This is a genomic window from Actinoplanes cyaneus (genome assembly GCF_016862095.1).
GTDB classification, from domain to species: Bacteria; Actinomycetota; Actinomycetes; order Mycobacteriales; family Micromonosporaceae; genus Actinoplanes; species Actinoplanes cyaneus.
The window spans coordinates 19,005-30,013 of record NZ_BOMH01000093.1; the positions used below are offsets into that span (position 1 = coordinate 19,005).

The window sequence follows — 11,009 nt, forward strand, 5'->3', positions numbered from 1 at the left end:
ACGTCCTCTCGGCTCGGGTCATCGGGCGGTGTCACCGCATCGGCAGGGTCGAGACCTGCCAGGTCGTGCCGTCGTCGAACCGGACCCGGTCGCCCGGCCGCACGGCCGGGGACAGGTGCACGAAGCAGAGTTGCCGCTGCTCGCGTGGTGACCATCCGGCCGAGGTGACGTAACCGGCGGGCTGGTCGCTGCCGGCGTGCCGCAGGGCGTCGCCGACCTGCCGCTCCGGGTGGTCCGGGTCGGTAGCGGTCAGGCCGGCGACCCAGAGCCGGCCGACGTGCCGGTCCGGGTCGGCCAGCGCCTCGGCGCCGATGTACGGGCCGGTCTTGGCCGCGGTGACGAGGTGACCGAGACCGGCGTCGAACAGATGGGTGCCCCGGTGGATGTCCAGCGGGGCCAGGTAGAACGCGAAGTCGCGGCACTCCATCCGGAACGAGGCCAGCACGTCCCACCCGCACGGGGTGTAGGTGCCGGCGTCGGCCGCCATCTGCTGGTAGGCCTCGCGCATCCCGTCGGCGCCGGACCACAGCTCGAGGCCGATCAGGGTGCGCACCACCCAGGCGTCGGCGCCGGCCCGGGTCCGCACCCGGATCCCGCGGAACGGTTTGACCGAGGCCAGCCGGGCGGCGTCGTCGTCGTGCAGCAGCGCGGCCATCGCCGCCTCGCGGTTGCCGCCCTTAATGTTGAAGGAGCTCAGCGGCGACTCCTCGACCCGGGTGTCGGGGAACTGGGCGATCGCGTCGTGCAGCCAGGTCGGCGGCTGGGTGTCGCCGCCGATGGACAGCTGGTACGACTGCTCCCCGTCGCGCAGCACCACGCCCTCGGTGTCGACCGTGCCCTCGGGCGTGGTGAACACGATGAACGCGGCCTGCCCGACGGCCAGGGTCTGCATCCGCCGCGGGGTGAGCAGGTCGAGCAGGTCGGCGGCGTGCGGCCCGGAGACGCTCAGGTAGAGCATGCCGCCGCACGGGAAGACGCCGGCGCCGTCGGTGACCGCGGCGTACTGCTCCTGGTAGGACAGCCCTTTCCAGGTGGTGACCGCGACGATGTTGCCGCCCAGGACGTACCAGCCGGCCGGCTCGCCGTGCCGCTGCTCGAACGCGCCGAAGGCGTCGCCGGGGTCGCGGAAGGTGAGCGCGTGCGGGGTGCCCAGCAGCGCCGGGTGGGCCGGCGGCAGCTTGCGCCAGGCCCACTCGTCGCTGGCCAGCGGGCTGTGCAGCGCGGTGGAGAATCGTGGTCCCCGCTCCCAGGGCTGGGTCGGCGGGGCGCTGGACATCTGATCTATCAGCTGCCTACTCCTGTCTTCCGTCGGCCGCCAGCGGCACCTTGCCGGTGACCGTGCGCGGGATCTCGGCCACGATCCGGATGGCGCGGGGCGTTTCCGCGTCGCTGAGCTCGCGCCGGCAGTACGCCAGCACCTCGCGTTCGGACACGCGCAGACCGGCCGCCTCGGCCAGCAGCACCGGGACCGCGCCGAGGTGTTCGTGCCGGTCGATGACCACGGCGAAGTCGCCCAGGCCGGGGCAGCCGGCCAGGACCCGCCGGACGTGCGCCAGGTCGACGTTGGTGCCGGCCACCTGGATGACCTCGTCGACGCGGCCGGTGACGGTGAGCACGCCGTCGCGCAGCCGGCCGAGGTCGTTGGTGCGCACCAGGCCGTCCGGGAACGGTTCGAGCACCCCGTCGCGCCGGTATCCGGCGCCCCGGCTGTCGCCGCCGATGATCAGGCGCCCGGACGGGCCGTCACCGAACGGCTCCACGGTGATCTCGACGCCGTCCAGCGGCGCGCCGACGGTGGCGCGCAGCTCGTCCTCGTCGTCGCTGGTGTTGAGCGTGACCGTGGCCGCCTCGGCCAGGCAGTACGAGCTGCGCGGCGGCACGCCGAGCGCGTCGCGGACCCGGGTGAAGGTGGCCTCGGGCAGCGGCGCCGAGCTGCAGATGGCCCAGCGCAGCCGGTTGCCGGGCCGGGCCGAGCGCTGCCGGGCCAGCAGGTCGAACACGTACGGCACCCCGTACAGCAGGGTCGGTTCGGCGTCCTGCAGTTGCCGGGGCGCCCGGGCCAGGCCGGCACCGCTGAGCCGGCCCACGTGCACCTGCGACCCGGCGGCCAGGCCGGGCAGCAGCACCATGCCGAGCACGCCGGCCACCGACAGCGGCAGCGGGGTGTAGAGCACGTCGCCGCGGCCGAGCCGCAGCCGCCGGGCGTAGGCGGTGACGTTGCGGACCAGCGCGTCGTGGGTGTAGCTGACGCATTTGGGCTGCCCGGTGGTCCCGGACGACACCACCTCGAGCGCCAGATCCTCGGGCCGGACCTCGGCGACGGCGCCGGGGGAGTGGCTCAGCAGGCCGGCGTAGCTGGTGGCGGCGGTGTGCCCGACGGTGAGCGCCGGGCGGGTCTGCGCGGTGATCGCGGCGAGGCGTTCGTCCTCGCCGGCCGGGACGACGATGGCCCGGGCCCCGGCGTGCCAGACCCCGAGCAGCGCCGCCAGCAGTTCGGCGGCGCTGCCGTCGTCGACCAGCAGCACTCCGGCGCCCGCGGTCACGCCCTGGGCCCGCAGGCCGGTCGCGGCCCGCCGGCCCCCGTCGAGCAGGGTGGTCAGGTCCAGGCGGGCGCCGTCGGCGGTGACCGTGCCGGGGCTGTCGCGCAGCAGGTCGAGCAGGGTTTGCCCGGGCATCGCAGCGCTCAGTTCCCGGCCTGCTCGGCGCTGAGCCGGCTGACCGACTCGACCAGGCCGTCGAGTGAGGTCCACCAGTTCGGCTCGGTCTCGATGATCTTCTCGGAGTCGATGTCGAACTCCTCCTCGAGCGAGACCAGCAGCTCCAGGACCTGCAGCGAGTCCAGTTCGGTGAGCTGCTCGGCGCCCGGCGCGAGCGGGTAGCCGAGGACGCGTTCGACGACCGTCAGCACTCGTTCGCGGGTGGCGGTCTGGTCCAGCGGGGTGGTTGCCACGTGATGCTCCTGTCTGGGAATGCCGGGGGTCAGGCGAAACGGACGTTCTTGGGGCGGACCGGCTGGCCCTTGAAGTCCTTGGCGATGCTGTCGACGAACTCGATGCGCTGCGGCACCTTGGTCGGGCTGACCTGTTCGCGGCAGTAGGCCAGCAGCTCCGGCGCGCTGACCTGGCCGGTGAGCACGACCCGGGCCACCGGGACCTGCCCGAGGCGGCCGTGTGTCTCGCCCTCGACCAGCGCGTCGCCGACCGCCGGGTGGCTGATCAGCACGTCCTCGATCTCCTGCGGGTCGAGCTTGGCCGCCCCGAAGTGGATCTTGTGGTCGTCGCGGCCGGTCAGCCGCAGGAAGCCCTTGTCGTCGAGGTAACCGACGTCGGTGCTGATCACCCAGTCGCCCTGGAATGTCTCGGCGGTGGCGTCCGGGCGGTTGCGGTACCGGGTGGCGGTGAACGGGCTGCGCACGCAGATCCGTCCGGACTCGCCGGCCGGCAGCACGCTGCCGTCGGCCGCGCGGATCTCCACCTCGACGCCGGGCAGCGGGCGCCCGACCGAGGTGGCCAGGATCTCCGGGTCGTCGGCGTCGTTGTAGGCGACGTGGCCGGACTCGCTGCTGCACATGATGTTGCGGATGGCGATGCCGGTCTGGTCCATGAACTGCCGGGCCGTGCCCGGGCGCAGCCGCGCCGAGGTGGTCAGGGCCATCCGGACGTGCCGCAGCTGCGCCGGCTCGGGCGTTTTGCGAACGGCGAATTCATAGGCGTACGGCGTACCGGACACCACGGTGATCTGCCGCTCCTGAATGGCCTGCCAGAACTGCCGGCCGGACTGCAGGCCGATGGTGGCCACGGTGGCCCCGGCGACCAGTGCCGGCAGCACCGAGGTGGTCGACAGCGCGGTGGTCATCGCGGTGACCGTGTCGGCCGCGGTGAACCCGGTGGCCAGGGCGAGCTGCTCGATGTCGGCGCTGAGCCGGCTCACCCGCCGGTCCACGCACTTGGACCGGCCGGTGGTGCCGCTGGTGAACGTCTCCAGCCAGGCGTCGGCGGTGTTCGAGCCGAAGCCGCCGGGCGCGGCGTCGAGCAGGCTGGCGAACGCAATCGAGTCGGGCGAGTCGGCGCTGGTGTCGGAGACCGTCACCACCGGCGCGCACTGCTCGAGCACGTGGCTGAGCTCGCGGTCCTTGAGGTACGGCGGCAGCACCGCGACCCGCAGGCCGAGTGACCAGCCGGCCAAAGTCAGCGCGACCGACTCCTCGAGCCGGGGATGCGAGATCACCAGGCAGACGTCGTCCGCGGTCAGCCGCTTGCCGAGCCCGCCGGCCAAGCGGCCGATCAGCTCGACCAGTTCCTGGTACGTGGTGGTGCGGTCGTCGGAGATGATCGCCGGGCGCCGGTCGTTTCCGTGCGACCGGACGGCTTCGACAATGTCTGCCATGGGTGTGCGGCTCCTCGCTGGACTACAGGGGACCAGCACGCCGGGCCGGCCGCGGGGAGCGGGGCACGCGTGATGGCCGGTGGTGTCACCGGTGGAGAGGAAATGGCGCGCCGACCCGGAAATCACTACATCGGGTGGCGCCGGGAAAATGCTATGCAGGCGATCATGAACGGCGCAACGACTTGCGTCCGCATATTGGTCGAACGGCAACATGTGTCCACCGGCGCCAGCTGCGCATCTCCACCGTCGTACCGCCGGAAATGGTGTGGCATCAAGCTGCCAGCGGACGCCGGAGGGGGAAATCCTGGGCTAGGGTCGAAGCCATTCATTCAGTGCGGCGCGGTATCCCGCCTGGAAACGGCTGCGCGCATTCAGCTGGTCCATCAAACGGGCCACCGAGCGGCGGTAGGTGCGCAGCGCCATCCCCATCTCGCGGGCCGCGCTGGTGTCCTTGGCGCCACTGGCCAGGTGCCGCAGCACCGCCCCGTCCGGGGAGTCCGGCTCCGGTGCGGGTTCGGGCGCGTGGGTCGCCGGGTCGGTGTCCAGGGCGACCAGCAGCAGTTCGGCGAAGGACGGATCGCGGCCGATCGCGGCGCCCGGCCGGGCCGGTTCGCCCTCGTCGAAGGCGAGCACCGCGCGGTCGACGATCCACATCCGGGGCACTCGGGAGGTCACCTGACGAACCGTCACACCGTCCTTGATCAGGTGTTCCAAGATCGTCTCGGCCTCCGGGCCGGCGGCGCCGCCGGTGTGCACATAGGCCCGGACGGCGACGCCGGCGCGGGCCGCCTGCCGGGCCGCGGCGAGATCGGCCGCGCGCACGTCCTGGATCGAGGCGGCGTCGGGCAGGGTGAGGACCAGTTCCTGGGCGGCCGAGCGAACGGCCTGATGGATGTGATTGCTGGTAGCCGGCCGAAATCTCATTCGTCTACCCCCGGGGTCAGCGCGACAAGATGAACGGAATGCCGATGGAACCGGGCTGTTCCCGGACAGGGTTCAGCATAGGTCACAATCGATTCGCGGTCCCCATATTACGTATCCGTTCCACATCTGCCGCCCGGCCCCGCCAATCTCCAGAAACTCACAGGAAGCGCGACGCAGTGTGATCAACTTGCGATCCACCTTGGACGGCAGCCACGGATTGTCACCCTTGATTGGGGTGCGCTCAAGTTCCGGAACCATTCCCAAGGGTTGACGCGGCCACCGCGATCGAGCAATGTAATCCGCCGAGAGAGCGCTTTCGCAGCGCGTTATGCCGCGCTGGGTTCGTGCGCCAGTCAATTCTTTCCCGCATTGGCACGCGGGTCGGGCCAGCATTGTCCGGCGAGCCCTCGCCGGACGAACGGGGAGGCACGTGACCGTGCGGGCGGAGCGTTCCGGTCAGCGGCGCTGAACCACGTCTTCATCATCGGGGGATGGCATGACGTCGGCTGCTCAGAACAACATCGGAACCGATCACGTCGACCGGAACATGGACCTGGTCAGCAAGCTGTACCAGCGCTCCATCTACCCGTCGGTGCTGCAGGTCGCCCAAGGCCGGCGGCTGTCCGCGCCACTGGTCGTGGACCTCGACCCCACCACCGTCTGCGATCTGGCCTGCCCCCGAGTGCATCAGCGGCGGGCTGCTCAACCAGGGCCAGATCGGCAAGGACCGGCTGGTCGAGCTGGCCGAGGAGCTCGCGGCCAGCAGCGTGCAGGCGGTGGTGCTGATCGGCGGCGGTGAGCCGCTGCTGCACCGGTCGATCGGCACGGTCATCGACACGCTCTTCGACGCCGGCCTGCAGATCGGCCTGACCACCAACGGCACCATGATCAACCGATATCTCGACCAGATCGCCGACAAGGTGGCCTGGACCCGGGTGTCGATGGACGCGGCCAACGAGACGACGTATCCCAAGTTCCGCCCGGCCAAGCGCGGCCGCGTCGTCTTCCCGACCATCATCGACAACATGCGGCAGCTGGCCGCGCGCAAGAGCGGGCGCCTGGGCTACTCCTACCTGCTCATGCAGCGTTACGCGCCGGACGGCACGGTGCTCGACACCAACTTCCACGAGGTGATCGAGGCGGCCCGGCTGGCCAAGGACATCGGCTGCGACTACTTCGAGGTCAAGACGCTGGTCGACGACGACCACTACACGCTCAGCCAGAAGGCCGAGGACATCGCGCTGGTCGAGGGCCAGCTGGCCGAGATCCGCACCTTCACCGACGACGACTTCCACCTGCTCGTCTCGAACACCTGGGAGAAGGTCCGCGCCGGGATCGACCCGGTCGAGCTCAAGGAGTACCACACTTGCCCGGTGACCGAGCTGCGGACCACGATCACGACCAGTGGCGTGTACGTGTGCCCGTACCACCGGGGCAACCCGGCCGGCCGGATCGGCGACATCAACACCACGTCGTTCGAGCAGCTGTGGAAGAACGCCGACACCACGATCATCGACCCGGCCCGTGACTGTCAGTTCAGCTGCTCCCGGTACCCCACCGTCCTGCAGATCCAGCGCATGCGCCCGGACGACGGGGTCACCCTCGTCGACGACTTCGACCCGTTCTTCTGATCCGCCCCGAAAGAAGGAAACACCACATGGGCATCGCGATCATGGGGGCCGGCCCGGCCGGTCTCACCTCGGCGAAGCAAGCCCTGGCCGAGGTCCACGAGGTGACCGTGTACGAGAAGACCGGCGATCTCGGCGGCATCTAGAATCCGGCCGCGAACGGCGCCCACGAGAGCGTGCGCATGCAGAGCTCGCGGCTCAGTTTCCCGTTCACCGACCACCCGCCACCCTTCGACGACGAGTTCCCGACACTGCGCCAGGTGCATCACTACCTGCGGTCGTACGCCGAGCAGTTCGGTGTTCTGCCGTTGATCCGCTTCGACACCCCGGTGACCCGGATCGTCAAGGTGGACGGTCGATGGGCGGTGACCGCGGACGCCGTCACCGAGACGTACGACGCGGTCATGGTGGCCAGCGGTGAGCTGTGGCCGCCGCGGATGCCGGACTTCGTGCCCGGCCCGCAGACCGGCGTGCACGTGCTCAGCGCCAAGGACTACCGCAACCCGGCCGCACCCTTAGCAAGATCCGTACCAGCCGCCCCGCCACCGGAGCATCCGTCAGCGTGCGCTGGTATCGGGAATGCACCCGAGACGACGGCTTCGAGCAGGCAGGGCAGGCTCCTTCGTCGGCGCGCACGGAGGCAGTGAGAACAACTTCGGTGCCGGAGCACATCTCCTCGATCTCGACGCCGGCTAGATGAGGAAGGAATCGCTCGACGGCATCACACAGCCGGACAACGATCCATCGTCGGACGTGCATCACACAGTTCGCGCCAGAGCCCACTTCCCGCGACCGAAGCCACCCGGTCCCCGGGCACTGCGCCGCGTGCTGCAAATTGCTACCTTCAGACTACGAATGGTTACGTCGCGTGGTAGTAACACCCCTTTCCTCCGTGATAGCGGAGGAGACCGGCTGGGAGCGGGGCGGGAAATGAATGAGATCGAGATGTTGCTGGCTGCGGTCGGCGTCGGCCTGTCAGGTGGGGTGACCACGGCGGCCAGTGCGGCAGTGGGCGACCTCTACGCCTGCCTCCGCGACCTGGTGTATCGCCGAGCCACGGTAGAGGGTGGGCTCAGCGAGGCGGAGGCGGGCGAGGTTCTCGACGGCTACCAGGCGGCACCGACAGAGTGGGAAAGCCGCGTGATCGAAGTCTTTGATCAGTCCGGAGCCGGGACCGATCCAGAGATTCTGGACGCCGCCCGGCGGCTGCTTGCGGTGGCCGACCCGGCCGGCACGACCGCCGGGAAGTACACCATGGATGTCACCGGCGCGAAGGGTATGCAGGTCGGTGACGGCAACACCCAAACCAACACATTTAATTGAGTGCCTCGATACTGATGACCACCACCGCTCACCACGCGGACGACGGACAACCATCAGGTACGCCAGCCGAGGCACGCCACGTGGCTGCCTCGGGCTCGAAGGGCATGCAGGTCGGCGACGGCAACACCCAAACCAACACATTCAACTATCACGGGGCACCCCCTGCGGTGTCCTGGCCGCACCAGGTCGGCGTGGTGCCACCGCGGGCGGCCTCGTACCAGTCTCGAACCGAGGCCGCGCATCTAGCTGCAGCGCTGAAGGCCGGCCGCACCGCGGTTCTCACCCAAATCTTGTCCGGGCTCGGAGGGATCGGCAAAACCCAACTGGCCGCCGATCTTGCCCGGCAATCTCTGCACGACGGACGGGTCGATCTGCTGGTCTGGGCTGTCGCCACTTCTCCGGAGGCGGTAATCGCCCGCTATGCCCAGGCCGACACCGACCTGCACGGTAGGGAAGATAGTGATCCGCGACGTGGCGCCGACCGATTCCTGGCTTGGCTGGCCACCACCGACCGGCGATGGCTCGTCGTGCTGGACGACCTAGCTGTGATGTCCAGCCAGGTTGTTCAACCGGGTGATGGGTGCCAGCTTGCCGATGGCGGTGTGGGGCCGGTGGTGGTTGTAGTCGTGCAGGAATGCCGGTAGCGCCGCGCGGCGTGCTTTCTCTGAGGTGTAGTGCTTGGCGAAGGCCCAGCCGTCGGCCAGGGTGCGGTGGAAGCGTTCGATCTTGCCGTTGGTCTGTGGCCGGTACGGGCGGTCTTCTTCACGGTGATGCCGAGGTCGGCGCAAGTCGATGTCCAGAGCCGGGATTTGTAAGCCGAGCCGTTGTCGGACAGCACGCGCCGGGTGGTGACGCCGCGTGCGGCGAACCAGGCGACCGCGCGGCGTAGCACGCCGGTGGCGGTGATCGCGGTTTCGTCGTCGTGGATTTCGGCGTAGGCGACGCGGGAGTGGTCGTCGATGACCGTGTGGACGTAGGCGGTGCCGATGACCGGTTCGTAGTCGCTGCGGCGCCTGCCGGTACGGCGTGCGGTGGCTTGCCGGTTGCGGTCGCCGGCTTGGCGGCCGACGTAGCGCCAGCCGCCGCCGTCGGGCACGTTGCCGAGTTTCTTGACGTCGACGTGCAGCAGGTCGCCGGGCTGGTCGTGTTCGTAGCGGCGGATCGGCTCGCCGGTGGCCCGGTCGAGGTGGGAGAGCCGGTTGGCCCGTTGCCGGGTGAGCACGGCGTGCACGGTAGAGGCGGCCAGGCCGAGCTGATCGGCGATCGGGACCGGTCCCCAGCGGCGTTTGCGGCGCAGGTGCACGATCTTGCGGACCAGTGGTGCGGGGGTCAGGTTCGGTTGCCGGTGCGGGCGTGACGACCGGTCGGCCATGCCCGCTTCGCCTTCGGCACGGTAACGAGCCGCCCATTTCGCGGCGGTACGCCAGGAGACGTCGTAGCGTTCGGCTGCTCGTGCGGGTGACCAGCCGTCATCCACGATCAGACGCGCCAGCCGCAATCGCGCCCGCGGGGTCAACGCGGCGTTAGCGTGGGACATGAAGGCCTCCAGCCTGGTGAGAGTGGTTCCGTGATAGATCCACTGCACCGTTGGAGGCCTTCATCTGTTCACAAGATCAGGCCATGATCGTCAGATCGAGTAGTCACACTTCCTCGACCAACGTCCCTGGACATCACACCTAGCTGAACCCGCCGTCCTGGACGGCCTGTGGCCCCCGCACACTCCGAGGGGCCGGATCGTAGTCACTACCCGCCGCCGTGACGCCGCGCTCGTCGGCGACGGTCGTTACCTGATAGAGGTCGGCCTGTACAGCCCCGGACAAGCGCTGGCCTACTTGCGGACCCGGCTGGCCGCAGCGCCGGATCGGGGAAACGGCGCCGAGCAACTGTGTGCCGCACTGGGCTATCTGCCAATTGCGTTGGCACAGGTCGCGGCATACTTGCTCGACAGCCCTGCTGGTTTGGACTGCGCCGCCTATCGTGACCGGTTGGCCGACCAAAGCTATCAGCTGATCGACCTGATCCCCGAAGCCCGACACTTGCCCGACCAGCATCAAGCCATTCTCACCGCGGTCTGGACATTGTCGATCGAACACGCCGACCAGCTCCGCCCTATCGGCTTGTCCCGCCCCGTGCTGGAACTGATCGCGTTGCTAGACCCCAACGGCATCCCCGGCTGGGTTCTCACCGCCCCACCTATCACTGCGTACCTGCGGCAGCTCTTGGGCAGGGCGGTCGACATCGAAGGCATCACTGGTGCACTGCATACCCTGCACCGCCTCAACCTGATTACGGTTACCGACACCGGTACGGTCCGGGTCCACGCCCTCGTACAACGCGCCACCCGCGACCACACCTCCACCGACCGCCGCGAGCGCACCGCCCGCGCCGCAGCTGATGCCCTCCTGAGTGTCTGGCCCGACCCGGAAAACAACCCCGCCGGCTCTCAGGCGCTGCGCGCGAACACCGAGGCCCTCTACCGGCACACCGGTGACACTCTCCTGTACCCCAGGCTCCACAACGTGCTTGACCGCTCCGTGCGCAGTATCGGTGACAGCGGACAGGTCGCCGCCGCTGCTACTGAGACCGAGGCCCTACTCGCGGACTTGCTGCGAGTGCTAGGCCCCGACCACCCCGACACCCTCACCACCCGGGCCAACCTCGCCCGATGGCTTGGAAACGCCGGGGAACCGGCCAGCGTCGTGGCGACCGCGTTCAACGCCCTGCTCGCCGACCGACTGCGGGTGCTAG

Annotated in this window: 10 protein-coding genes and 3 pseudogenes; 6 read left to right on the forward strand and 7 right to left on the reverse strand. The window is 69.4% G+C overall.

The window, feature by feature from the left end; genetic code table 11:
* Window positions 1–31: 31 nt before the first annotated feature.
* The 5 genes from Acy02nite_RS44250 to Acy02nite_RS44270 all read right to left on the reverse strand — a co-directional run bounded on the left by Acy02nite_RS44250 (window position 32) and on the right by Acy02nite_RS44270 (window position 5,310).
* Complete coding sequence (locus Acy02nite_RS44250) at window positions 32–1,276, reverse strand: aminomethyltransferase family protein (protein WP_203755631.1); 1,245 nt, start codon at window positions 1,274–1,276, stop codon at window positions 32–34.
* Between the two features lie 16 nt (window positions 1,277–1,292).
* Window positions 1,293–2,675 carry a class I adenylate-forming enzyme family protein gene (locus tag Acy02nite_RS44255; RefSeq protein ID WP_203755634.1) on the reverse strand — a complete coding sequence of 461 codons (1,383 nt, stop codon included), beginning with the start codon at window positions 2,673–2,675 and terminating at the stop codon, window positions 1,293–1,295.
* An 8-nt stretch (window positions 2,676–2,683) separates the two neighbouring features.
* Window positions 2,684–2,950 (reverse strand): phosphopantetheine-binding protein, encoded by a 267-nt coding sequence (locus Acy02nite_RS44260; protein ID WP_203755636.1) that lies wholly within the window; start codon window positions 2,948–2,950, stop codon window positions 2,684–2,686.
* Between the two features lie 29 nt (window positions 2,951–2,979).
* Complete coding sequence (locus tag Acy02nite_RS44265; protein ID WP_203755638.1) at window positions 2,980–4,386, reverse strand: class I adenylate-forming enzyme family protein; 1,407 nt, start codon at window positions 4,384–4,386, stop codon at window positions 2,980–2,982.
* 309 nt (window positions 4,387–4,695) lie between these two features.
* Window positions 4,696–5,310: a helix-turn-helix domain-containing protein gene (locus Acy02nite_RS44270; RefSeq protein WP_203755640.1), complete on the reverse strand. Its 615-nt coding sequence runs from the start codon at window positions 5,308–5,310 to the stop codon at window positions 4,696–4,698.
* A gap of 731 nt (window positions 5,311–6,041) precedes the next feature.
* Between Acy02nite_RS44270 and Acy02nite_RS44275 the strand changes: the two genes are divergently transcribed.
* The 3 genes from Acy02nite_RS44275 to Acy02nite_RS47845 are packed head-to-tail and all read left to right on the forward strand — an operon-like array spanning window position 6,042 to window position 7,585.
* Window positions 6,042–6,941: a radical SAM protein gene (locus Acy02nite_RS44275; RefSeq protein WP_344820582.1), complete on the forward strand. Its 900-nt coding sequence runs from the start codon at window positions 6,042–6,044 to the stop codon at window positions 6,939–6,941.
* Between the two features lie 26 nt (window positions 6,942–6,967).
* Complete coding sequence (locus tag Acy02nite_RS44280; protein ID WP_203755642.1) at window positions 6,968–7,084, forward strand: NAD(P)-binding protein; 117 nt, start codon at window positions 6,968–6,970, stop codon at window positions 7,082–7,084.
* A 36-nt stretch (window positions 7,085–7,120) separates the two neighbouring features.
* Window positions 7,121–7,585, forward strand: a complete 465-nt coding sequence (locus Acy02nite_RS47845; protein WP_425548272.1) for an NAD(P)/FAD-dependent oxidoreductase — start codon at window positions 7,121–7,123, stop codon at window positions 7,583–7,585.
* Here the strand turns inward: Acy02nite_RS47845 and Acy02nite_RS47850 are convergent.
* Window positions 7,500–7,697 (reverse strand): annotated as a pseudogene (locus Acy02nite_RS47850) (hypothetical protein); the annotation flags it as partial. The gene Acy02nite_RS47845 and the pseudogene Acy02nite_RS47850 overlap by 86 nt on opposite strands.
* A gap of 171 nt (window positions 7,698–7,868) precedes the next feature.
* Between Acy02nite_RS47850 and Acy02nite_RS44290 the strand changes: the two are divergent.
* Both Acy02nite_RS44290 and Acy02nite_RS44295 read left to right on the forward strand, forming a co-directional pair.
* On the forward strand, window positions 7,869–8,261 hold the full coding sequence (locus tag Acy02nite_RS44290) for a hypothetical protein (RefSeq protein WP_203755643.1): 393 nt from the start codon (window positions 7,869–7,871) through the stop codon (window positions 8,259–8,261).
* 14 nt (window positions 8,262–8,275) lie between these two features.
* On the forward strand, window positions 8,276–8,905 hold the full coding sequence (locus Acy02nite_RS44295) for an ATP-binding protein (RefSeq protein WP_203755645.1): 630 nt from the start codon (window positions 8,276–8,278) through the stop codon (window positions 8,903–8,905).
* On the opposite strand, the pseudogene Acy02nite_RS44300 reads toward Acy02nite_RS44295, so the two are convergent.
* Window positions 8,801–9,798, reverse strand: a pseudogene (locus Acy02nite_RS44300) (IS481 family transposase). The gene Acy02nite_RS44295 and the pseudogene Acy02nite_RS44300 overlap by 105 nt on opposite strands.
* 295 nt (window positions 9,799–10,093) lie before the next feature.
* Between Acy02nite_RS44300 and Acy02nite_RS44305 the strand changes: the two are divergent.
* Window positions 10,094–11,009: pseudogene (locus Acy02nite_RS44305) on the forward strand (tetratricopeptide repeat protein); the annotation flags it as partial.